This window comes from Achromobacter pestifer (assembly GCF_013267355.1).
Lineage (GTDB): Bacteria > Pseudomonadota > Gammaproteobacteria > Burkholderiales > Burkholderiaceae_B > Achromobacter > Achromobacter pestifer_A.
The window spans coordinates 3,238,520-3,260,941 of the sequence record NZ_CP053985.1 but is presented as its reverse complement, the minus strand read 5'-3'; the positions used below and the strand labels follow the sequence as shown (position 1 = coordinate 3,260,941).

General features: G+C 67.3%; 17 protein-coding genes. 10 read left to right on the top strand and 7 right to left on the bottom strand.

Translation table 11 applies throughout. The features are described from left to right. Position 1: 1 nt before the first annotated feature. Genes panC through FOC84_RS15775 form a run of 3 tightly spaced genes read right to left on the bottom strand, consistent with a single transcriptional unit; the run spans position 2 to position 1,988 of the window. Positions 2 to 856, bottom strand: a complete 855-nt coding sequence (gene panC / locus FOC84_RS15785; protein ID WP_088157581.1) for a pantoate--beta-alanine ligase — start codon at positions 854 to 856, stop codon at positions 2 to 4. A 36-nt stretch (positions 857 to 892) separates the two neighbouring features. Beyond that, positions 893 to 1,783: a segregation and condensation protein A gene (locus tag FOC84_RS15780; protein WP_173145236.1), complete on the bottom strand. Its 891-nt coding sequence runs from the start codon at positions 1,781 to 1,783 to the stop codon at positions 893 to 895. Positions 1,784 to 1,799: 16 nt separating this feature from the next. After that, the gene (locus FOC84_RS15775; RefSeq protein ID WP_088138183.1) at positions 1,800 to 1,988 is read right to left on the bottom strand and encodes a DUF3460 family protein; all 189 of its coding nucleotides are present in this window, start codon (positions 1,986 to 1,988) and stop codon (positions 1,800 to 1,802) included. A gap of 98 nt (positions 1,989 to 2,086) precedes the next feature. Between FOC84_RS15775 and FOC84_RS15770 the strand changes: the two genes are divergently transcribed. Both FOC84_RS15770 and glpK read left to right on the top strand, forming a co-directional pair. Then, the gene (locus FOC84_RS15770) at positions 2,087 to 3,541 is read left to right on the top strand and encodes a DHA2 family efflux MFS transporter permease subunit (RefSeq protein ID WP_173145235.1); all 1,455 of its coding nucleotides are present in this window, start codon (positions 2,087 to 2,089) and stop codon (positions 3,539 to 3,541) included. Next, positions 3,528 to 5,054 carry a glycerol kinase GlpK gene (glpK, locus tag FOC84_RS15765; RefSeq protein ID WP_173145234.1) on the top strand — a complete coding sequence of 509 codons (1,527 nt, stop codon included), beginning with the start codon at positions 3,528 to 3,530 and terminating at the stop codon, positions 5,052 to 5,054. Before FOC84_RS15770 ends, glpK begins: the two co-directional genes overlap by 14 nt. A gap of 1,175 nt (positions 5,055 to 6,229) precedes the next feature. Here glpK and ilvD read toward each other — a convergent pair. Both ilvD and FOC84_RS15755 read right to left on the bottom strand, forming a co-directional pair. Continuing rightward, on the bottom strand, positions 6,230 to 8,098 hold the full coding sequence (gene ilvD / locus FOC84_RS15760) for a dihydroxy-acid dehydratase (RefSeq protein WP_173145233.1): 1,869 nt from the start codon (positions 8,096 to 8,098) through the stop codon (positions 6,230 to 6,232). A 107-nt stretch (positions 8,099 to 8,205) separates the two neighbouring features. After that, positions 8,206 to 9,021, bottom strand: coding sequence for an AraC family transcriptional regulator (locus FOC84_RS15755; RefSeq protein ID WP_173145232.1), 816 nt, complete (start codon positions 9,019 to 9,021; stop codon positions 8,206 to 8,208). 345 nt (positions 9,022 to 9,366) lie between these two features. Here FOC84_RS15755 and FOC84_RS15750 point away from each other — a divergent pair, with 345 nt between their 5' ends. Next, the gene (locus tag FOC84_RS15750) at positions 9,367 to 10,404 is read left to right on the top strand and encodes a 2-isopropylmalate synthase (RefSeq protein WP_173145231.1); all 1,038 of its coding nucleotides are present in this window, start codon (positions 9,367 to 9,369) and stop codon (positions 10,402 to 10,404) included. On the opposite strand, the gene FOC84_RS15745 is transcribed toward FOC84_RS15750, so the two are convergent. Then, complete coding sequence (locus FOC84_RS15745) at positions 10,352 to 11,242, bottom strand: LysR family transcriptional regulator (RefSeq protein ID WP_173145230.1); 891 nt, start codon at positions 11,240 to 11,242, stop codon at positions 10,352 to 10,354. The genes FOC84_RS15750 and FOC84_RS15745 overlap by 53 nt on opposite strands. Positions 11,243 to 11,352: 110 nt before the next feature. Between FOC84_RS15745 and FOC84_RS15740 the strand changes: the two genes are divergently transcribed. Together FOC84_RS15740 and FOC84_RS15735 are read left to right on the top strand one after the other, a co-directional pair. Next, positions 11,353 to 11,898 (top strand): GNAT family N-acetyltransferase, encoded by a 546-nt coding sequence (locus tag FOC84_RS15740; protein WP_173145229.1) that lies wholly within the window; start codon positions 11,353 to 11,355, stop codon positions 11,896 to 11,898. Beyond that, on the top strand, positions 11,895 to 13,097 hold the full coding sequence (locus FOC84_RS15735) for an MFS transporter (RefSeq protein WP_173145228.1): 1,203 nt from the start codon (positions 11,895 to 11,897) through the stop codon (positions 13,095 to 13,097). The genes FOC84_RS15740 and FOC84_RS15735 overlap by 4 nt, the downstream gene beginning before the upstream one ends. Here the strand turns inward: FOC84_RS15735 and queC are convergent. Further along, positions 13,094 to 13,813 (bottom strand): 7-cyano-7-deazaguanine synthase QueC, encoded by a 720-nt coding sequence (gene queC, locus FOC84_RS15730; RefSeq protein ID WP_173145227.1) that lies wholly within the window; start codon positions 13,811 to 13,813, stop codon positions 13,094 to 13,096. The genes FOC84_RS15735 and queC overlap by 4 nt on opposite strands. A 222-nt stretch (positions 13,814 to 14,035) precedes the next feature. Here queC and ppc point away from each other — a divergent pair, with 222 nt between their 5' ends. From ppc to FOC84_RS15705, 5 genes are all read left to right on the top strand, one after another. Next, positions 14,036 to 16,885 carry a phosphoenolpyruvate carboxylase gene (gene ppc, locus FOC84_RS15725; RefSeq protein ID WP_173145226.1) on the top strand — a complete coding sequence of 950 codons (2,850 nt, stop codon included), beginning with the start codon at positions 14,036 to 14,038 and terminating at the stop codon, positions 16,883 to 16,885. Positions 16,886 to 16,982: 97 nt separating this feature from the next. Next, positions 16,983 to 17,504 (top strand): sigma-70 family RNA polymerase sigma factor, encoded by a 522-nt coding sequence (locus tag FOC84_RS15720; protein WP_173145225.1) that lies wholly within the window; start codon positions 16,983 to 16,985, stop codon positions 17,502 to 17,504. Between the two features lie 6 nt (positions 17,505 to 17,510). After that, entirely contained in the window at positions 17,511 to 18,512 is a 1,002-nt protein-coding gene (locus tag FOC84_RS15715) for a FecR domain-containing protein (RefSeq protein WP_173145224.1), read from the top strand. A gap of 120 nt (positions 18,513 to 18,632) precedes the next feature. Further along, on the top strand, positions 18,633 to 21,086 hold the full coding sequence (locus tag FOC84_RS15710) for a TonB-dependent siderophore receptor (protein ID WP_173145223.1): 2,454 nt from the start codon (positions 18,633 to 18,635) through the stop codon (positions 21,084 to 21,086). A gap of 277 nt (positions 21,087 to 21,363) precedes the next feature. After that, on the top strand, positions 21,364 to 22,299 hold the full coding sequence (locus tag FOC84_RS15705) for a 3-hydroxyacyl-CoA dehydrogenase family protein (protein WP_173145222.1): 936 nt from the start codon (positions 21,364 to 21,366) through the stop codon (positions 22,297 to 22,299). Positions 22,300 to 22,422 lie beyond the last annotated feature (123 nt).

The window sequence follows — 22,422 nt, the reverse complement described above, 5'->3', positions numbered from 1 at the left end:
CTCAGGCCGTGTAGGCTAGTTCCAGATTATCGATCAGCCGGGTCGTGCCCAGCTTGGCGGCCGCCAGGGCCACCAGCGGTTCGCCGGCCTGCAGATCGGCCGCTTCCGGACGCTTCAGGTCGCGCTGGCGGCGCAAGGCCACGTAGTCCACCTGCCAGCCGCGCTGGGTCAGGGTCTCGACGGCTTCGCGCTCCAGGGCAGCGGCGTCGCGTTCGCCCTGGGCCAGGCGCTCGTTGGCATGGCGCAGCGCGGCGTACAGGGCGGGCGCCTCGGCGCGGTCGGCGTCGCTGAGATAGCGGTTGCGCGAGGACAGCGCCAGGCCGTCGTCGGCGCGCACGGTCTCGTGCGCCAGCACTTCCACGGGCAGCTGGAACTGGCGGCACATGTTGCGCACCACCATCAGTTGCTGGTAGTCCTTCTTGCCGAACACGGCCACGCGCGGCTGCACGCAGGAAAACAGCTTCAGCACCACGGTGCTGACGCCTTCGAAAAAGCCGGGGCGGAACTCCCCTTCCAGGATGTCGCCCAGGTCGTCGGGCGGCTGCACGCGGAAGTTCTGCGGCTCGGGGTACATCTCGCGCTCGTTCGGCGCGAACAGCACGTAGACGTCGCGCTCGCGCTCGAGCTTCTCGATGTCGGCGGCGAGCGTGCGGGGATACTGGTCGAAGTCCTCGTTCGGTCCGAACTGGAGCCGGTTGACGAAGATGCTGGCCACCACCGGGTCGCCATGCTGGCGCGCCAGCTTCATCAGGGACAGGTGGCCTTCATGCAGGTTGCCCATGGTGGGCACGAACGACACGCGATTCTGGCCGCGCAGGTGATCGCGCAATTCCTGGATGGTGTGTACGACTTTCAAGGGGTTTCTCCGGGGTTGGGGGCAGCCCGGTGAGGATCAGGCCGCGACCGCCGCCACGCTGGTGTAGGCCAGGCGCACGTAGATGGGAGCATAGGGCTCGGCCTGCGTAATTTCCAGCAGGGACTCGCGCGCCAGTTCCAGCATGGCGATGAAATGCACGACGACCACCGCCGCGGGCGCGCCTTCGCGGACGCGCTCCATGAACAGGTCGCCGAATTCCATGAAGCGCACGTCGTTCAGGCGCCGCAGGATGTGCGTCATGTGATCGCGCACGGACAGCTGTTCGCGCGTGATGTGATGGTGCTGATTCAGCTTGGCCCGCTTCATGATGTCGGCCCAGGCCGCGCGCAGGTCGTCCACGCTGACTTCGGGCAGCATGCGCTCGACGCTCAGGTCGGCCACCGCCTGGCTGCTGACGAAATCGCGGCCCAGTTGCGGCATTGCGTCCAGCTTCTTGGCCGCCAGCTTCATCTGCTCGTATTCGAGCAGGCGGCGCACCAGTTCGGCGCGCGGATCTTCCGCCTCTTCGCCGGTGTCACTCTTCTTGACCGGCAGCAGCATGCGCGACTTGATCTCGATGAGCATCGCCGCCATCAGCAGGTACTCGGCGGCCAGTTCCAGGTTGTGAATGCGGATCTGGTCCACATACGACAGGTACTGCCGCGTGACATCCGCCATGGGGATGTCCAGCACATTGAAGTTCTGCTTGCGGATCAGGTAGAGCAGCAGGTCCAGCGGCCCTTCGAACGCTTCCAGGAACACTTCCAGCGCATCCGGCGGGATGTACAGGTCCGTGGGCATCTGGAACAGCGGCTCGCCATACAGGCGAGCGTATGCGACGCTGTCGATCGTGTCAGGCGTGCTGTCGACAGGCGGCGCCACTAGCGCGGCCAGGGCGTCGCCCGAGACGGAAGCGTTTTGAGCCATGATTGCCGCAATGGGCTCAGTCGGCCTGGTAGACGTACGGCTTTTGCGGCACGCGGGCCGCGCGGAAGCCTTCCAGCAGCTCCGAGTCCTGCGGTTTGTCCCAAAGACGGGCGCGGCCTTCGCGCTGGCGCTCTTCGGTGCCAGGATGCGATTGCTTGAAGTCTTTCAGGAAAAGGGTGATCTCGGATTCGTAGTTGGTCGCCATGACACCAATTTCAATGGGTTTCGGATGGGGGGAGTTTACTTCACGGCGGCCCACCCCCCGGCGTTACAATCTCGCGGCACCCATCGCCCCCTCCCGCCATGTCCGCCGAATCCGCAGCAGCAGCCCGTCCCGCCCCGCTCTCCACGGAGCAAGCAGCGCGCGCGGCGCGCATGATCCCCTTCATCGTGGGCTGTGCGCTGTTCATGCAGATGCTGGACGCCACCGTGGTGGCCACCGCCCTGCCGGCCATGGCCCGCGCCCTGGGCTCGACCCCGGTGCGGCTGAACGTGGCGATTACGTCCTACCTGTTGTCGGTGGCGGTTTTCGTGCCTGTCAGCGGCTGGGCGGCCGACCGCTACGGCGCGCGGCGGGTGTTCGTGGCGGCGATCGGCCTGTTCACGCTCAGTTCCGTGGCCTGTGCACTGTCCCAGGACCTGCCGCAGCTGGTCCTGGCCCGCATCGTCCAGGGGATGGCGGGCGCGATGATGGTGCCCGTGGGGCGGATCATCCTGCTGCGCACCGTGCCCAAGCAGGACCTGCTGAAGGCCATGTCCTTCCTCTCCATTCCGGCCCTGCTGGGCCCGGTGATCGGACCGCCGCTGGGCGGTTTCATGGTCACCTACATGTCCTGGCACTGGATCTTCCTGATCAACATCCCCATCGGCATCCTGGGCATTTTCCTGGTGCTGCGCCATGTCACGGAAATCCGCGAGGAATCCGCCCCGCGCCTGGACTGGCTGGGCTTCCTGCTCAGCGCGATCTGCCTGGCGACCCTGGTCAGCGGCTTCGAGGCCATTGGCCGCGACGTCATGCCGCTGTCCATGCTGCTGGGGCTGATCGCGGTCGGCACGGTCTGCGGCCTGCTCTATGGCTGGCACGCCAAGCGCACCGAGCACCCCATCATCGACCTGTCGCTGATGCGGATCCCCACCTTCGCCATTTCCACGCTGGGCGGCAATCTGTGCCGCTTCGCCGTGGGCGCCACGCCCTTCCTGCTGGCGATGCTGCTCCAGGTGGGCTTCGGCCTCACGCCATTCGCGGCCGGCCTGATCACCTTCGCCAGCGCCGCGGGCGCGCTGCTGATGAAGTTCGTGGCCACCCCCATCGTGAAGCACTTCGGCTTTCGCCGGGTCCTGACCGTGAATGCCCTGCTGGCCGGTGCGTTCATCGTGATCTGTGGCGCCTTCACGCCCACCACGCCGGTGTGGCTGATGATCGCGATCCTGCTGGTCGGCGGCTTTTTCCGTTCGCTGCAGTTCACCGGGGTAAATACGCTAACCTATGCCGACATCCCCTCGTCCAAGATGAGCCGCGCCAGCAGTTTCGCCGCCATGGCGCAGCAGCTCGGCATCAGCCTGGGCGTGGGCGTGGCCGCGGTGACGCTGAATATCAGCATGTCCTTGCGCGGCGCGGAAACGCTGGCAATCCGCGACGTCGTCGCGGGCTTCATCGTCGTCGGCCTGCTGTGCATGGCCTCGACCTTCTCCTTTAGACGCCTCGACCCTCTGGCCGGGGCACACCTGAACGGCGCCAAACAAAGTGACGACGAATGAATTTGTCCTAGCCCTGGATCAGGGCACGACCAGCTCCCGCGCAATCGTGTTCGACCGTGAGGGCGTGGTGCGCGGCGTAGGCCAGCGCGAATTCCGCCAACACTATCCGCGGCCGGGCTGGGTCGAGCACGACGCCAGCGAACTCTGGCACAGCCAGCTGGACGTGGCCCGCGAGGCCCTGCGCAACGCCGGCGCGACCGCCGCCGACATCGCCGCCATCGGCATCACCAACCAGCGCGAAACCACCCTGATCTGGGAACGCGCCACCGGCCGCCCGCTGGCGCGCGCCATCGTCTGGCAGGACCGCCGCACCGCGCCGATGTGCGATCAGTTGCGCCAGGACGGCCACGCCGATTTCCTGCAATCGCGCACCGGCCTGGTGCTGGACGCCTATTTCTCGGGCACCAAGCTCGCCTGGCTGCTGGACCACGTGCCGGGCGCGCGCCAGATGGCCGAGCGCGGCGAACTGGCCTTCGGCACCGTGGACACCTGGCTGATCTGGCAACTGACCGGCGGCGCGGTGCACAGCACCGACCCCAGCAACGCGTCGCGCACCATGCTGTTCGACCTGCACACGCAGGACTGGAACGACGAGATCCTGGCGCTGCTCAAGATCCCGCGCAGCGTGCTGCCCAGTATCGCGCCCAGCAGCGCGGTGGTGGGCGAAGCCCTGCCCGAATGGCTGGGCGGCTCCATCCCGATCGCCGGCAACGCCGGCGACCAGCAGGCCGCCACCTTCGGCCAGGCCTGCTTCACGCCCGGCATGGCCAAGAACACCTACGGCACCGGCTGCTTCATGCTGATGAACGTGGGCGACAAGCCGGTGCAATCCCGCAACAACCTGCTGTCCACGGTGGGCTGGGGCCTGCCCCAGGCCGGCGATGACGGCTGGCGCCCGACCTACATGCTGGAAGGCGGCGTGTTCGTGGCCGGCGCGGCGGTGCAATGGCTACGCGACGGCCTGGGCATCATCCAGCGCTCGGAAGAAATCGAATCCCTGGCAGCCAGCGTGGCCGACACCGACGACGTCTTCATGGTCCCGGCCTTCGCCGGCCTGGGCGCGCCGCACTGGGACCCCTATGCGCGCGGCACGCTGGTGGGCCTGACCCGCGGCACCACCCGCGCCCACATCGCCCGCGCCACGCTGGAATCGATCGCGCTGCAAAGCGCCGAACTGCTGACCTGCATGAACGGCGACAGCGGCATCGCGCTGACCGAACTGCGGGTGGACGGCGGCGCGGCCCGCAACGACCTGCTGATGCAGATGCAGGCAGACCTGCTGGGCGTCCCGGTAGTGCGTCCGCGCGTGTCGGAGTCGACCGCGCTGGGGGCAGCGGGGTTGGCAGGGCTGGCCGTGGGGTTCTGGTCTGGGGTGGATGAGTTTGCTTCGAAGTGGCAGGCGGAGCGGACGTTTGAGCCAACTTGGCCGGAGTCTGTGCGGGCGGCTCGGATGAAGCGGTGGAAGCAGGCGGTGGAGTTGTCGAAGGGCTGGGCGGATAGCGCTGGGAAGTAGGCGGGTTCTTCTTAGGGCTTCGTAGGTTTGCTAGTTTGCAAGCAAAGGCCGTGTCGCTTCGTAGGCCGCCCATCGTCGCGGACGGCTGGGTGGCGAGCGCCCGCGATTGCGGTCCGGAGCGTTCGCTCCGGACTGCCCCGTCCTCATCCTCGTTGCCGCCTACGGCGGCTGCCTTCGGATTCCGTCGGGCGCATCGAGGTTGCTCGCCACCCAGCCGTCCGCGCCGACGTGCTACTTGAGTCTTGGCTTGTTGCGCTGCTGGAGCCGTGGTCGGGGGAGAAGCTTGGGTTGCCCGTCATTGTCGGCCGCGCGGGCGGCCGACAATGGCATACGTGATTTCTTGGATTGCTATTGTGTTCGCTCGCGCGAATGCCATGAGTGGTTTGCTGATGGCCTCCAGCTTTTGGGGGGTGGGCGGTGATGGGTGGCGCGCGATGGGAATCTTCTTGCGCATGACGAGCCTCTCGCGCGCGCCACCCATCCAGCATCTGCGTTGAAGCGACGACTATTGGGCGGTCTGCCCATTCAAGTGCCACCCACCCAACATCTGCGTTGAGTCGACAATTATTGGCCAGTCTGCCCGTTCAAGTTTCAGACACCTGACCAAAATCACCACCGCCCGCGCACAGCAGCACTATCAATCAACATTTCAACCCCACCGCCGGATGGGTGGCGCGCGAGAGGATCCTCATGCGCAAGCCGTCGTCCATCGCGCGCCACCCATCACCGCCCCTCCCCCCCGACGGCGACACCATCAGAAAACCGCTCACCGCATTCGCGCCAGCGACCACCATCACACTTAAAAACATCATGTATGTGTTATTCGGCCGCCCGCGCGGCCGAATAACACGGGCAGCTCACGATTCGCCCCCAACCACGGCTCTAGCAACGCGACGGCCCAGGACGCACGTAGCCCGTCGGCGCGGGCGGCGTGGCGGCGAGCAACCTCGATGCGCCCGAGGGAATCTGAAGGAGTCGCCGAAGGCGAGGACGAAGATGACGAAGGGGAAGTCCGGAGCGAACGCTCCGGACCGCAATCGTGGGCGCGAGCAGCCACGCCGCCCGCGCCGACGGGCGACCTACGAAGCACGAGCCGCAGCAACGACAACAGCAACAGCCCAAAAAAAAGCGGCGCCCAAAAGCGCCGCCCTTCTCAAAAAGTCAGCAGTCAACAATCACCGCTTGCCCTTCTGCTTCAGCTGCGACAAATCCCGCACCGCCCCGCGATCCGCCGAAGTCGCCAACGCCGCATAAGCCTGCAACGCCTGCGACACCACACGTTCGCGTCCCACCGGCTCCCAGCCGTCAACCCGCGCATCCATCACCGCGCGGCGGCGTGCCAATTCTTCGTCGGAGACGGCCAGATGCATCTTGCGGTTCGGGATGTCGATCTCGATCACGTCGCCTTCTTCCACCAGGCCGATCGTGCCGCCTTCCGCCGCTTCCGGCGAAGCGTGGCCGATCACCAGGCCCGACGAGCCGCCGGAGAAGCGGCCGTCCGTGAACAGCGCGCAGGTCTTGCCCAGGCCCTTGGACTTCAGGTAGGACGTGGGGTACAGCATTTCCTGCATGCCGGGGCCGCCCTTGGGGCCTTCGTAGCGGATCACCACGACGTCGCCCGCGACGATCTTGTCGCCCAGGATGCCTTCCACGGCGTCGTCCTGGCTTTCGAAGACGCGCGCGCGGCCGGTGAAGACCCATTGCGATTCGTCCACGCCGGCCGTCTTCACGATGCAGCCCTTTTCAGCCAGGTTGCCGTACAGCACGGCCAGGCCGCCGTCCTTGGAGTAGGCGTCTTCCTTGCTGCGGATGCAGCCCGTCTTGCGGTCGGTGTCCAGCGTCAGGAAGGTGGCGTCCTGGCTGAAGGCCACCGTGGTCGGGATGCCGCCAGGCGCCGCGCGGTAGAACTTCTGCGCTTCCTCGCCAGCGCCGCCGGCCACGTCCCATTGCTTGATCGCATTGCCCAGCGTGCCGCTGTGCACGTTGCCGCAGGACAGGTCCAGCAGGTCCGCGCGCGCCAGTTCGCCCAGGATGCCCAGGATGCCGCCGGCGCGGTGCACGTCTTCGATGTGGTACTTGTCGGTGGCGGGCGCCGCCTTGCACAGGCACGGCACCTTGCGCGAAATGCGGTCGATGTCGGCCATGGTGAAGTCGACGCCGGCTTCCTGCGCCGCGGCCAGCAGATGCAGCACGGTGTTGGTCGAGCCGCCCATGGCCACGTCCAGCGCCATGGCGTTCTGGAACGCGCTCTTGGTGGCGATGTTGCGCGGCAGGACCGATTCGTCTTCTTCCTGGTAGTAGCGGCGGCACAGGTCCACGACCAGGCGGCCCGCTTGTTCGAACAGGCCCTTGCGCCAGGCGTGCGTGGCGACGATGGTGCCGTTGCCCGGCAAGGCCAGGCCGATGGCTTCGGTCAGACAGTTCATCGAGTTGGCGGTGAACATGCCGGAACAGGAGCCGCAAGTCGGGCAGGCGCTGCGTTCGACTTCGGCCACTTCCGCATCCGACACCTTGGGGTCGGCGGCCTTGATCATGGCATCGATCAGGTCGATCTTGGCGATGACCTTGCCATCGGTGGGCGACTTGACCTTGCCCGCTTCCATCGGGCCGCCCGACACGAACACGACTGGGATGTTCAGGCGCATGGCGGCCATCAGCATCCCCGGGGTGATCTTGTCGCAGTTCGAGATGCAGACCATGGCGTCGGCGCAATGCGCGTTGACCATGTATTCGACCGAGTCGGCGATCAGTTCGCGCGAGGGCAGCGAATACAGCATGCCGCCGTGGCCCATGGCGATGCCGTCGTCCACGGCGATGGTGTTGAATTCCTTGGCGACGCCGCCCGCGGCTTCAATTTCCTTGGCGACCAGCGCGCCCAGGTCGCGCAGGTGCACGTGGCCCGGCACGAACTGCGTGAACGAGTTCACTACCGCGATGATCGGCTTGCCGAAGTCGTCGTCCTTCATGCCGGTGGCGCGCCACAGGGCGCGGGCGCCGGCCATGTTGCGGCCGTGGGTCGAGGTGCGGGAGCGGTAGTGCGGCATGGTTTGTCTCGGGCTGTAGCTGTTAGCGTAGGCGGCAAAACGTTAAATAATACGCTGGTTCCGGGCCGGGCCGGCCGCTGGCCGCCCCCGGGACGCCGCCGCGGCCATCAGGCGGACGCCACGCCGCGGGCCGCGAAGGCGCTGGGCGGCTCGCCCACGGCCTTGCGGAACATGGCCGCGAAGGCGCTGGGGCTTTCGTAGCCCAGGTCCAGCGCCACCTCCAGCACGCGCTCGCCGCGCGCCAGCCGTTCCATCGCCGCCAGCAGGCGCGCCTGCTGGCGCCAACGGCCGAAGGTCATGCCGGTGTGGCGCAGGAACAGGCGGTGCACCGTCTTCGGATCCACCCCCAGTGCGCGCGCCCAGTCGGCCGCGCCGTCCTGCCGTTCGGGGTGCCGCACGATGGCGCGGCAGATGCGCGCCAGGCGAGGTTCGGAGGGCTGCGGCAGGTGCAGCGGCAGCACGGGTTCCTGGCGCAGTTCGTCCAGCAGCAACATCATCAGCCGGCCGTCGCGCGTGTCGGGCGCCCAGTCCAGCGGCACTTCGGCGGCGGCAACCATCAGCTCGCGCAGCAAGGGGGAGATCGACAGCACGCAGCATTGGGCGGGCAGGTGCGCGGCGGCGCCCGGCTCGACGAACACGGTGCGCATGCGAGGCTCGCCGCTCATGCGCAAACCGTGCGAGACCCAGGCCGGCACCCAGACGCCGCGCGTGGGCGGCACCACCCAGATGCCCGCGTCGGTGTCCACCACCATCACGCCGGAGATCGCGTAGAGCAGTTGGGCGCGGCGGTGCCGGTGCCGGCGGACGCGGTGGCCGTCTTCGTAATCCACGGCCAGCCCGGCCACCGGGCGCTGCGAGGATTCGTAGAGGAACAGGTCCAGGTCTGCGGGCTTAAAGGCCGCGCGGGCAACGGGTTTGTCCATTTTGCGATGATAGAGGCCAGAATGGCGTTAGACGGTCTTTTCCAGTGTACCTATCATCCTTGCATTCCCCACGCTATTCCCTACCCCCGACTCGCCCATGTCCACCCTGTCCGCGTCCTCCCGCCCCCGCGCCGCGCTTGCGGCCGCCGGCCGCGCATGGACGGACCGGCCGGGCAGCTCTGTCCATGCGCGGCGACTAGCGCGCGGTTGCCGGGCCTTGCGCTCCGTGGCCGCCCGGCCGCCCGGGATCCTCTGACAGGGTCCTGCCGCCACCTCCCCTTGCCTGGCCGTCCCGCCTGAGAACGCGGACGGCCGACTAATGCCGCGCCCCGGCCGGAGGTTTCCATGCTGGAACAACCCCAACACAAATACCGCCCCACCCGTCCCTTCACCCGCGACTACGGCGAACGCACCTGGCCGTCGCGCCGCCTGACGGCGCCGCCGATCTGGATGAGCACCGACATGCGCGACGGCAACCAGGCCCTGATCGAACCGATGGACGCGGCACGCAAGCTGCGCTGCTTCGAACAGTTGGTGGCCGTGGGTCTGAAGGAGATCGAGGTGGCGTTCCCCTCGGCCTCGGACACGGATTTCAATTTCGTGCGCAAGCTGATCGAGGAACGCCGCATTCCCGATGACGTGACCATCGAAGTGCTCACCCAGTCGCGCCCGGACCTGATCGAACGCACCTTTGAAGCGCTTTGCGGCGTGCCGCGGGCCATCGTGCACCTGTACGCGCCCATCGCGCCGCAATGGCGCCGCATCGTCTTCGGCATGAGCAAGGAGGAGATCAAGGAGATCGCATTGGCCGGCACGCGCCAGATCCGCGCGCTCGCGGACGCGCATCCCGAAACTCGCTGGGTCTACGAATACTCGCCCGAAACCTTCAGCCTGGCGGAACTGGAGTTCGCGCTGGAGATCTGCGATGCCGTCAGCGCCGCCTGGGGGCCAACGCCCGAGGACAAGATGATCGTCAACCTGCCGTCCACGGTGGAATGCAGCACGGCCAACGTCTATGCCGACCAGATCGAATGGATGCACCGCCACCTTGCGCGGCGCGACAGCATCATCCTGAGCGTGCATCCGCACAACGACCGCGGCACGGCGGTGGCTTCGGCGGAACTGGCGGTGCTGGCCGGCGCCGACCGCGTGGAGGGCTGCCTGTTCGGCAACGGCGAGCGCACCGGCAATGTGGACCTGGTGACGCTGGCCATGAACCTGGACCTGCACGGCGTGCGCAGCGGCCTGGACTTCTCGGACATGGCCGCCGTGCGCGAGTGCATCGAAGCCTGCAACCAGTTGCCGGTGGATGTGTTCCACCCCTACGCGTTCACCCACGCAACGCCAGCAGCGACTCCTGTAGATGCCGCAGCCCCCGGCTGAGCGGCTTGTCCCGCCGCAGCACGATGGCCAGGCTGCGCGACAGGCGCGGCGCAAGCGACCGCACTTCCAGCGCCTTGCGCTGGCCCGCGCCCGACACGGCCAGCCTGGGCAGGATCGCGCAGCCCAGGCCGGCGGCGACGATCTCCTTCATGGCTTCGGTGCTGCCCAGCTCCATCACGGGCTTGGCCGCCAGCCCGGCGTCCTCGAACCAGTCGTCCACCAGGCGGCGGGTGCGCGCGCCGGGTTCAAACAGCACCAGCGGCAACTGCGCCAGCGCCTGCGGCGTGGTGGCGGCGGGAATGGACTTCGGGTCGTCCGCGGGGAAGATCGCCACGAACTCATCCTCCAGCACCGGCGTGACCTCGAACATGCGCCCCGGCGCGGGCAAGGTGACCAGCCCGATGTCCAGCGTGTTGTTCTCCAGGCCGCGCAGCATGTCCGCCGTGTTGCCGGTGCTGGCCACGATGTCCAGGGCCGGAAAACGCCGCCGCAGGTCGGCCAGGATCGGCGGCAACAAATAAGTGCAGGCGGTGGCTCCCGTGCCCAGCCGGACGCGGCCGGACACCTGGGATGCGTGCGCGGTCATGGCGAGTTCGGCCTGCGCCAGCGCGGCGTCGATGACGCGCACGTGCTCCAGCAGTTCCAGCCCGGCCGCGGTCGGGCCGGCGCGGCGGCCGACGCGTTCCACCAGCTTCAGGCCGAAGCGCCGCTCCAGCTGACGGATCTGCAGGCTGACCGCGGGCTGCGTCACGCCGCCCCGCTCCGCGGCGGCGGAAAAGCTGCCCAGTTCGATCACCTGCGCAAAGGTGCGCAAATGGTCCAGGTTGAGGCCGCGCATCGCTGAGTCCAAAATTTTACTTATAGAAATCATAATAGACCAAAGCTTTATTAATAAATAAGCTTGCGCGACACTGGCGACTTCTGTCTTTTTCCTCTCTCACGGCCCCCATGTCGTCCCCCGCCCCCACCGTCCTCATCCGCGACAGCGCGCCAGCCGATCTTCCGGCCATCAAGACCCTCTACGCCCATCACGTGGAGCACGGCACGGCCTCGTTCGAACTGGAGCCGCCGTCCATCCAGGAAATGCGCCAGCGCCGCGCCGCGGTGCTGGAAAAGGACATGCCCTATCTGGTGGCCGAGATCGACGGCGAAGTCGTGGGCTACGCCTACGTCACCCCGTACCGCCCGCGTCCGGCCTATCGCCACACGGTGGAGGACTCGGTGTATGTGAAGGCGGGCCGGACCGGCCTGGGCATAGGCGGCAAATTGCTGGCCGCGCTGATCGAGCGCTGCACCGCCGCCGGCTGGCGCCAGATGCTGGCCGTGGTGGGCGATAGCCGCAACGCCGCATCGCTGGCGCTGCACGCCAGCCAGGGCTTCCATCCCGCCGGCACACTACGTTCAGTGGGACACAAGCACGGCGAATGGCGCGATACGGTGCTGATGCAGCGCGCGCTGGGCGAAGGCGACGCCACGCCGCCGCAGCGGCCGTGATCGCGCCGCGCGCCATCGTCTGCCTGGGGCTGACGCAACTGGTCGGCTGGGGGGTGACCTACTACCTGATCGGGGCCCTGGGACCCGCCATGGCCGCCGATCTGGGCTGGAACGCCGCCACCGTCTACGGTGGTTTTTCAGCTGCCATCGTGGTGATGGCCATGGTGTCGCCGCTGGCCGGCATGGCCGTGGACCGCTGGGGCGGGCACCGCGTCATGCCCGTGGGCGCGGTGCTCTGCGCGCTGGGTTGTGTGGCCCTGTCGATGGCGCACGCCATTCCCCTGTACTTTCTGGCCTGGGCGGTGCTGGGCGTCGGCATGCGGCTGTGCCTGTACGACGCGGCTTTCGCATCCCTGGCGCGCGCGGCCGGCCCCTCGGCGCGCCGGCCCATGTCGCAGATCACGCTGTTCGGCGGGCTGGCGTCCACGGTGATGTGGCCGGTAGGCCATGCGCTGTCGGGCTGGCTGGGCTGGCGCGGCGCGGTGCTGGCCTACGCCGCCCTGGCGCTGGCCACGGTGCCGCTGTACCTGGCACTGCCGCGCGAGCGCTACGCCGCCGCCCCCGGCGGCAAGGACAAAACGTCGGCCGGCCTCACCCGCAACGCCGCCGAGCGCCGGCTGGCGGGCGCGCTGTACGCGCTGTTCGCGATGCTGACCAACTTCCTGGCGGCAGGCAACGCGGCCCATCTGATTTCGCTGCTGTCGGGCCTGGGCCTGGCCGCGGCCGCCGCGGTCAGCGTGGCGGCCCTGTGGGGTGTCGGCCAGTTTGCGGCCCGCTTGGCCGACGTGGCGCTGGGTTCGCGCCTGCATCCGCTGACGCTGACGCTGGCGGTCGGGGCGATACTGCCTTTGTGCTTCCTGCTGGCCTTGCTGTCCGGCGGCAACCTCTATGCCACCGCCGCCTATGCGCTGCTTTACGGCGCTTGCAACGGCCTCTTGACCATCACGCGCGGCACCCTGCCGCTGGCGCTCTTCGACTTCCGCAGCTATGGCACGCTGGTCGGCTCCCTGCTGATTCCCAGCTTCCTGGTGACCGCCGCCTCTCCGGTGGCCTATGCCTACATCGTGGACAACTACGGTGCGCGCGGCGCGATGGCGCTATCGCTGGGCCTGGCAGCGGCGATCGGCGCGGCGGCGTTCGCGCTGAGATGGAAATTCATACACAGGGCGCGCACGGTTGCCGCAGCCGGTGTGTCCTAGCCTTCGGCGGCCGATGCCACCACCCACTTTTCCCAGCCGATCTTCCTGAGCTTGCAGGCGGGACATTCGCCGCAGCCGTAGCCCCAGCCATGGCGCGCGCCGCGTTCGCCCAGGTAGCAGGTATGGCTTTCCTCGACGATGGTTTCCACCAGCGCGTCGCCGCCCAGCTGATACGCCAGCGCCCAGGTCTCGGACTTGTCGATCCACATCAGCGGCGTCTCGATCGTGACCCGGGATCCCAGGCCCAGTCCCAGCGCCACCTGCTGCGCCTTGATGGTGTCGTCGCGGCAATCGGGATAGCCAGAGAAATCGGTTTCGCACATGCCGCCCACCAGCACGTCCAGCTGGCGGCGATAGCCCAGCGCGGCGGCCAGGGTCAGGAACAGCAGGTTGCGGCCGGGCACGAAGGTGTTGGGCAGGCCGTTGGCCTGCATTTCGATGGCGCGGTCGCTGGTCATGGCGGTGTCGCCCACCTGACCCAGCACCTTCAAATCCAGCAAATGGTCTTCGCCCAGGCGCGGCGCCCAGTCGGGGAAGTTGTTGCGGATCTCGCGCAGCACGTTCAGGCGCGCGGTCAGTTCGATGTGGTGGCGCTGACCGTAATCGAACGCCACGGTTTCCACATGGGCATAGCGCTCCAGCGCCCAGGCCAGGCAAGTGGTGGAATCCTGGCCGCCCGAAAACAGCACGAGCGCGCGACGTTGATGATTTTGCATAAATGGGGGCTTCTGGAAAGACGAAGGGACGGCAGGCTTGTACGCACAGGGGGCAGCCAGCCTTTAGTGTAAACATGCTGCTGGCGGACTTTAAAGCGCCTCCGGCGGCTGCCGTTAAAAGTCTGCGTAAAATCTTCCTGATTCTTTTTCCCGGTTTACCTGCAACGCCTCTTCCTTCCTGCCTCTTCCCCTTTTTCAGCAGCCTCGACGGATCCCCGCCAGATGAATGCCATGCGCCCGCAGTCCGATTCAGCAGAACCCTTGCGTCACGATATCCGGCTGTTAGGCCGATTACTGGGCACCGTCATCGAGGAATGCGAGGGCAAACGCGTCTTCGACACCATCGAAACCCTGCGCCGCACGGCCGTGAAATTCCGTCGCGAAGGCAATGACGCCGACGGCAAATTGCTGGAACAGCGCGTCAAGCGCCTGCAAGGCAGCGACCCCAATTCGGTCGCGCGCGCCTTCAGCTACTTCCTGCACCTTTCCAATATCGCCGAAGACCGCGACCAGAACCGCCGCCAGCGCGCCCGCGCCATCGCCAGCGGCGCGCCGGAACGCGGCAGCCTGCGCGACGCCGTGCAGACTCTGGGCCGCCAGGGCGTGGGCGTGGCGCGCATCCGCCGCCTGCTGGCCGAGGCCTGCGTGATGCCGGTGCTGACCGCGCACCCGACCGAAGTGCAGCGCAAGAGCACGCTGGACGTGCATCGCGAGATCGCCACCGCGCTGACGCAGCGCGAAGGCACGCTGACCCCCGAAGAGCTGGCCGAGCTGGACGCGTCCCTGCTGGGCCGCGTGGCCACGCTGTGGCAGACCCGCATGCTGCGCTATACGCGGCTGACGGTGGCCGATGAAATCGAAAACGCGCTGTCGTACTACCGCAGCACCTTCCTGCAAGTCATTCCGCGCGTGTACGGCGACCTGTCCAAGCTGCTGAGCCGCGAATCCGCCAAGCCCTTCGCCGCCCCTCCCCCGCCGCTGGAACCGTTCCTGCGCATGGGCAGCTGGATCGGCGGCGACCGCGACGGCAACCCCAACGTCGACGCCAGCACCCTGGAACGCGCATTGCTGCGCCAGGCCACCGTGCTGTTCGAACACTATCTGCAAGAGGTCCACGCGCTGGGCGCGGAACTGTCCGTCACCACTTTGCTGATCGGCGTCGATGCGCAGTTGCTGACGTTGGCCGACGCCAGCGGCGACGACTCGCTGCACCGCCGCGACGAACCCTACCGCCGCGCGCTGGTCGGCGTGTACGCGCGCCTGGCCGCCACCGCGCAGCGCCTGACCGGCCAGGACCTGGCGCGGCGCAGCACGGTCGCCGCAATTGCCTACGAAGGTCCGCAAGAGCTGTCCGCCGACCTCGCCATCATCGCCGCGTCGCTGGCTGCCCACCACGGTGCGCCCCTCGCCAAGCTGCGCCTGTCCGGTCTGCAGCAGGCCGTGGAAGTGTTCGGTTTCCATCTGGCCACGGTGGACCTGCGCCAAAGTTCCGACGTGCACGAGCGCGCGCTGGCCGAGCTGTTCGCCCTCGCCGGCACGCAGCGCGACGGCAAGCCGCTGGACTACCTGGCCTTGAATGAAGAACAACGCGTCGAACTGCTGCGCGCCGAACTGGCGCAGGCGCGTCCGCTGGCCTCGCCCTGGATCGCCTACAGCGAAGACACCACGCGCGAACTGGCCGTGCTGCGCGCCGCCGCCGCCGGCCGCGCCCGCTATGGCAAGCAAGCCGTGCGCCAGACCATCGTGTCGCACACCGAAACGCTGAGCGACCTGCTGGAAGTGATGGTGCTGCAAAAGGAAGCCGGCCTCATCGCCCCCGCCGGCCAAGAGATCCAGCCCGAGGACGGCCTGATGGTCGTGCCGCTGTTCGAGACCATTCCCGACTTGGAGCGCGGCGCCGACATCATGGCCGCCTGGCTGGACCTGCCGGAAATCCGCCAGCGCGTGAAGCTGGCGCAGAACGGCGCGCAGGAAGTCATGCTGGGCTATTCGGACAGCAACAAGGACGGCGGCTTCCTCACGTCCAACTGGTCGCTCTACCAGGCCGAACGCGCACTGGTCGACGTGTTCTCGGCACGCAACGTGCGCCTGCGCCTGTTCCACGGCCGCGGCGGTTCCGTGGGACGCGGCGGCGGCTCCAGCTTCGACGCCATCCTGGCGCAGCCCCCGGGCACCGTGGCCGGCCAGATCCGCCTGACCGAACAGGGCGAGGTCATCCAGAGCAAGTACAAGGATGCCGAGGTCGGCCGCTGGCACCTGGAACTGCTGGTCGCCGCCACGCTGGAATCCAGCCTGGCGCCGCGCGCCGAGGCCACCAGCGCCGAGGACGCACACATGGCCCAGCACGGCCCCGCCATGTCCTTCATGTCGGAAGCGGCGCAGCGCAACTATCGCGGCCTGGTCTACGACACCCCACGCTTCGCCGACTACTTCTTCGCCGCCACGCCCATCAGTGAAATCGCCGGCCTGAACATCGGCTCGCGTCCCGCCTCGCGCAAAAAGGGCCAGCGCATCGAAGACCTGCGCGCCATTCCTTGGGGCTTTTCCTGGGCGCAATGCCGCCTGATGCTGACCGGCTGGTACGGCATGGGCTCGGCCATCGAGGCCTACCTGGAAACGGGCGCGCCCGACGCGCCCCGCTCGCGCCGCGGCCGCCTGGCTCAGCTGCGCGAAATGGCGCGCGACTGGCCCGCCTTCCGCACGCTGCTGTCCAACATGGAAATGGTGCTGGCCAAGTCCGACCTGGCGATCGCGGCGCGCTACGCGCAGCTGGTGCCGCAGCGCGGCGTGCGCGAGCGCATCTTCGGCGCCATCAGCGCCGAGCATGGCCGCACGCTGGCCATGCTCAAGCTGCTGACCCAGCGCGAGCTGCTGGCCGACAACCCCACGTTGCAGGCTTCGCTGCGCGAGCGCTTCGCCTATATCGATCCGCTCAACTACCTGCAGATCGACCTGATCCGCCGTCACCGCGCCGCGCAGAAGCATCCCGAGGCCGAGGTCGACAAGCGCGTGCAGCGCGCCATCCATCTGACCATCAACGGGATCGCGGCGGGGCTGCGCAACTCGGGCTAGCGCATTGCTGGCGCCATGGCGCGCGGTATAGAATGAGTCCGATTCTCATCTTTTACCCGCGCCATTTTTGCCGCCTTCGCGCGTTGCAGGGGCCCGCATGTCGACCAACCAATCCGCAGCGCAGCAGGGCATCGAAGGCCTGTACGCCGATCATCACAGCTGGCTGAGAAGCTGGCTGCGCCGCAGGCTGGGCAATGCCTTCGACGCGGCGGATCTGGCGCACGACACTTATCTGCGCATCCTGCGCAGCGGCCGACTGCCCGAACCCCACCAGTCGCGTCAGCATCTGGCGCAGGTCGCCCACGGCCTGGTGATCGACCTCTACCGTCGCCGCCAGATCGAGACCGCCTATCTCGACGCCCTTGCCGGTTTACCGCAGGCGCACGCGCCATCGGAGGAAGCCCGCGCGCTGGCGGTACAAGCCCTGGTCGAGATCGACGCCGTGCTGCAGAGCCTGCCGGCCAAGGCTCGCGAGGCGCTGCTGCTGCGCAAGCTGGACGGATTGAGCTACCGCGACATCGCGGCGCGGCTGACCGTGTCGGTGTCGTCGGTGGAAAAATACGTGGCGTCCGCGCTCCTGGCCTGCTATCAGGCCCTGCACTCGGCCCCTGGCGCCTGACTGCGCATGCCCGCCGCACCCGGCATTCCGGCAATCCCGCAGGGCCTCAATCGGTCCATCGATCCCGCCATCGTGCAGCGGGCGGCCGAATGGATGGCCCGCCTGTGGTCTGAAGATGCCAACCCGGTTGACCAGACCGATTGCGCCCGCTGGCGCGCGCAGCATGCGGACCATGAATTGGCCTGGCAACGGCTGCTGGCATTCGAAGACAAGCTCGGCAGCGTATCGCCGCAGGCCGCAAGCCACGCCCTGCGCAAGCGCCCGGCCGGCACCTCGCGGCGCCGCGCGATCAGCCTGCTGGGGCTGGGCGCGGCCGTCGCGGGCGTGGGCTACGTCCTGCGCGGCACCGATTCCTGGCAAGCCGCCATGGCCGACTACCGCAGCGGCACCGGAGAAATTCGAACCCTCACCTTGCCGGATGGCTCCAGCGTGACGCTGTCCACCGCGACCGCCATCGACCTGAGATTTTCCGAAGAAGAACGCCTGGTGGTGCTGCGTGCCGGAGAAATATTGATCGCGACCGCGCCGGATCCCGCGGCCATGGCGCGGCCCTTCCGGGTGCGCAGCCGGCATGGGTCCATCCAGGCCCTGGGTACCCGGTTCTCGGTCAGGGACGATGCCGACACCTCCCGCGTCGCCGTGTTCGAAGGCGCCGTGGAAATCCGTCCCCTCGGCGCGCCGGACCAGGCAGTCCTGCTTCAAGCCGGCCAGGGTTCGCGCTTTTCCGCAGCCGGGGCCGCGGCTCCCAGCCCCGCGGCGGAAAGCGCGGCGGCCTGGAGCCGCGGCATGCTGGTGGCCGATGCCATGCGCCTGGACGAATTCCTGGCCGAACTGGCCCGCTACCGGCCGGGCCTGTTGCGCTGCGATCCCGAGGTTGCGGGCTTGCTCGTCAGCGGCGTCTTTTCCGTGCGGGACACGGACCGGGCGCTGGACAACCTCACTCGGGCGCTCCCAGTGGCAGTGACCTACCGGACACGGTACTGGGTGACGGTGCAGGCAGCGCAATGACGCCGCCCCGGCCACGGCCGTTACAATTTTTCCGAGGCGGCGATTGTGGATCCGGCCTTCTTGCTCGGGATAAAGGGTGAACCCCTTACCTCTCCAGCACGAACCGCAAGGCATCGCCTCATGTCCCGTCACCCGCAGTCCAAGTCCCGTTCGCGCACGCCAGCAGCGCCCCGCCCCGCGATCCGCCGCCTGATGCGCCTGGCGCTGTCGATCAGCGCGGCCCTCTGCGTCATCCCGGCCGCGCCCGCCGCCGCGCAGGCGCAGAGCGCCGAGGCCAGGCGCGGCTATGACATCCCCGGCGGCCCGCTGAGCCAGGTCCTCAATGCCTATGCCAGCGCGGCGGGCGTCGAACTGAGCATGGACGCCACGCTGCTGCATGACAAACGCAGCAACGGCCTGTCAGGCAGCTATTCGGTGCGCGAAGGCTTCGCCGAACTGTTGCGCGGCCAAGGCCTGCAAGCCCTGCGGGAAAACAACGGCAGCTACACGCTGCGCCCCGCGCCGGCGTCGCACCAGGACGCCACCACGCTCGAAGCCGTGACCGTCACCGCGCAGGCCGCGGAATCCGCCTCCGGCCCGCTGCATGGCTACGCGGCCCGGGTCAGCGCGACCGGCACCCGGACCGACACGCCCATCATCGAGACGCCGCAATCCATCTCGGTCGTGGGCGCGGAGGAAATCGACACCCTGAAGTCGCAGAGCATTCAGGATGCGCTGGGCTACGTGGCGGGCGTCAGCCGCGCCGAGGGCATGGACCGTACGTCCGACAGCCTGTTCCTGCGAGGCTTCCGCAGCAACCTGGGCAACTACTATCGCGACGGCATGCTGTACACCGTGAACATCTACAACGGACGACAAGAGGTATACGGGCTGGAGCGCATCGAGTTCCTCAAGGGCGCCTCGTCCGTCCTTTACGGCTCGGCATCGCCAGGCGGCATCATCAATACGGTCAGCAAGCGCCCCACCGTGGAACCCCTGCGCGAACTGAACGTGGAAGCGGGCAACTACAGCCGCAAGCAGATCTCCGGCGACTTCGGTGGCGCGCTGGATGAAGAAGGCAAGTGGTCGTACCGATTGACCGCCTTGTTGCGCGACAGCGATACGTTCATCGACCACGTGCCTGACGACAGGACCTACATCGCGCCTGCCATCACATGGCAGCCCAGCGCCGCCACCTCGCTGACGCTGCTTGCGGAGTACCAGAAGGACCATACCGTCTACGTCTATGGCCTGCCGGCGCAAGGCACGGTGCTCCCCAACGTCAACGGCAAGATCCCGCGCAATCGCTTTACCGGCGAGCCCGGCTTCGACAGATTCGACATGGAGCGCTATTCGATCGGCTATCTGTTCGAGCATGCCTTCAACAGCCAGCTGAAACTGCGCAACAGCGCGCGCTATTTCCATGCGAACAGCGCCTATGACTCCACCGACATCTGGCAGCTCGCGCCCGACCAGCGCTGGACCGCCGACCGCGGCGCCATGCCGCGTTGGGACCGTTCCTCCGCGGTGATCTCCGATACGTCCTTGCAGTACGAGGTGGGCAGCGGCATGGTGCGCCACACGCTGCTGGCGGGCGTCGATTACTCGCTGCCCAAGCACGAAACCGAGCGCTACATCCGCAGCAACAACAACATCGACCTCTACGACCCTGTGTACGGCGCGCCGCTAGGCCCCGCCGCGCCCTTCCCCGGGTCCTCCTCCATCACCGACATGAAACGACTGGGCATCTACGTTCAGGACCAGATCAAGATTGCGGACAAATGGGTCGTCCTGCTGGGCGGACGCCAGGATTGGGTCACGGTCGACGAACGCAACTTCTTCACCGACGAAAAATATGCGAACGGCGAAAAGAGCAAGGCCTTCACCGGCCGGGCCGGCCTGGTCTACCTGGCCGACAACGGGCTGGCGCCGTTCCTGAGCTATAGCGAGTCGTTCGAGCCGACCAGCGGCCAGGACCGCCAGGGCGGCCGCTTCCAGCCCACCACCGGTCAGCAATACGAAGCCGGGCTGCGCTACCAGCCCGCGGGCTCGGACACCATGCTCTCGGCGGCGGTCTACCAGCTGACCCGCAAGAACATGACCGTGACCGATCCCCTGAACACGTCCTACCAGATACAGGCCGGCGAGGCGCGCAGCCGCGGCCTCGAACTGGAAGCGCGCACCCGCATCGGCCGCAATGCCAACCTGATCGCCGCCTACGCCTATACCGACGCGCGCACGCTCAAGGCCAGCCCCTTGCAGCCCGACGAGGAAGGCAAGCGCCTGAACTCGGTCCCCTACAACCAGTTCTCGCTATGGGGCGACTATGGCTTCGGCGACTTCGGCCTGCCGGGCCTGAGAATCGGCGCGGGGCTGCGCTATGTGGGCAGCACGCGCGGCATGGCGCACGGCATGCCGGTGGAGGTGCCATCCTTCACGCTGTTCGACGCCATGATCAGCTACGCGACAGGGCCATGGAAGTTCGCGCTGAACGCGTCCAACCTGACCGACAAGACCTATATCGGCAGTTGCACCTACGGCTGCTTCTACGGCGAACCGCGCCGAGTGATCGGCACCGCCACCTACCGCTGGTGAGCGGGACCGGCCCGCGCTCGAGGCAGAGCATGGGCCGGCGCCGTCGGTCGGCGCACCGTCCATCAGCCGGACACCCAAAATCCCCCATTTGTCCGCCCCCCGCGACTTTTAGTACTATCTCTTTCAGAAATTCTATATACGCACAAATGTTCGCATATAGAACAAAACGATTTTTCTGGCCAGGCGCACAGGAAGGCACTCCGGAAGAGACAGAAAGCACCCTGGTTCCGCACGTGCCCGCCCGCAATCCCGGCGTATCAGCATCGAGCGAACCATCATGGATACTCCCCTCAAGAATCTCGCCATCGTCGGCGCAGGCGCCATGGGCAGCGGCATCGCCGCGCTGTTCGCCTCGAAGGGCTTGAACGTCGTCCTGATCGACCCGATGGCAGGCGCGCTGGAACGCGCGCTCCAGACGATAGACCGCCAGCTGAATGTCTACGCCCCCGGCAACGTCCAGGAAGCGATGCAGCGCATTCAAGTCGCGCCCGGGCTGGAAGCGGCCTGCAACAGCGACCTGGTGATCGAGGCCGTACCGGAAAACCTGGAGCTCAAGCGCGGCATCTTCGCCAAGCTCGATTCCCTGTGCCCCGCACACACCCTCTTCGCCACCAACACCTCGGGTCTGTCCATCAACGCCATCGCCAGCGCGGTGGTGCGCCGCGACCGCTTCGTGGGCACCCACTTCTTCACCCCCGCGGATGTCATTCCGCTGGTGGAAGTGGTGCGCAACGACGGCACTTCCGAAGACACCGTCGCCCAGGTCATGGCCACGCTGCGTTTTGCCGGCAAGCGCCCGGTGCTGGTGCGCCAGGACATCCCCGGCTTCATCGCCAACCGCATCCAGCACGCCCTGGCCCGCGAGGCCATCTCGCTGCTGGAAAAAGGCGTGGCCAGCGCCGAAGACATCGACGAAGTGGTCAAGTGGAGCCTGGGCATCCGCCTGGCCCTGTCGGGCCCGCTGGAACAGCGCGACATGAACGGCATCGACGTGCACTACGCGATCGCCAGCTATCTCTACAAAGACCTGGAAAACCGCACCGAACCCTCCGAACTGCTGAAGAGCAAGGTCGAAAGCGGGCAGATCGGCGCCAAGAGCGGCCAGGGCTTCTACACCTGGAGCCCCGAACGCCGCGAGCGCGTGCTGCGCGAGAAAAGCGCCGCGCTCGGCGAACTGGCTGCCTGGCTCAACGGCAAGGACAGCGGCTCCTGACGGCCGCGCAGACACGAATTCACTACATAAGGCGCGGGGCTTCCCGTCACCAGCGCCAGCGGGCCACAAGCCCAACCACACAAAGAAAAGCAATCGTCCCACCTGTCCGCGCCGCCACCCGGC

Bases quoted from the DNA above. Each gene is read 5' to 3' on its own strand.
- FOC84_RS15780 (WP_173145236.1), bottom strand. From the start codon at position 1,783: ATGGCTCAAAACGCTTCCGTCTCGGGCGACGCCCTGGCCGCGCTAGTG.
- FOC84_RS15775 (WP_088138183.1), bottom strand. From the start codon at position 1,988: ATGGCGACCAACTACGAATCCGAGATCACCCTTTTCCTGAAAGACTTC.
- FOC84_RS15770 (WP_173145235.1), top strand. From the start codon at position 2,087: ATGTCCGCCGAATCCGCAGCAGCAGCCCGTCCCGCCCCGCTCTCCACG.
- ilvD (WP_173145233.1), bottom strand. From the start codon at position 8,098: ATGCCGCACTACCGCTCCCGCACCTCGACCCACGGCCGCAACATGGCC.
- FOC84_RS15755 (WP_173145232.1), bottom strand. From the start codon at position 9,021: ATGGACAAACCCGTTGCCCGCGCGGCCTTTAAGCCCGCAGACCTGGAC.
- FOC84_RS15750 (WP_173145231.1), top strand. From the start codon at position 9,367: ATGCTGGAACAACCCCAACACAAATACCGCCCCACCCGTCCCTTCACC.
- FOC84_RS15745 (WP_173145230.1), bottom strand. From the start codon at position 11,242: ATGCGCGGCCTCAACCTGGACCATTTGCGCACCTTTGCGCAGGTGATC.
- FOC84_RS15740 (WP_173145229.1), top strand. From the start codon at position 11,353: ATGTCGTCCCCCGCCCCCACCGTCCTCATCCGCGACAGCGCGCCAGCC.
- queC (WP_173145227.1), bottom strand. From the start codon at position 13,813: ATGCAAAATCATCAACGTCGCGCGCTCGTGCTGTTTTCGGGCGGCCAG.
- ppc (WP_173145226.1), top strand. From the start codon at position 14,036: ATGAATGCCATGCGCCCGCAGTCCGATTCAGCAGAACCCTTGCGTCAC.
- FOC84_RS15720 (WP_173145225.1), top strand. From the start codon at position 16,983: ATGTCGACCAACCAATCCGCAGCGCAGCAGGGCATCGAAGGCCTGTAC.
- FOC84_RS15715 (WP_173145224.1), top strand. From the start codon at position 17,511: ATGCCCGCCGCACCCGGCATTCCGGCAATCCCGCAGGGCCTCAATCGG.
- FOC84_RS15710 (WP_173145223.1), top strand. From the start codon at position 18,633: ATGTCCCGTCACCCGCAGTCCAAGTCCCGTTCGCGCACGCCAGCAGCG.
- FOC84_RS15705 (WP_173145222.1), top strand. From the start codon at position 21,364: ATGGATACTCCCCTCAAGAATCTCGCCATCGTCGGCGCAGGCGCCATG.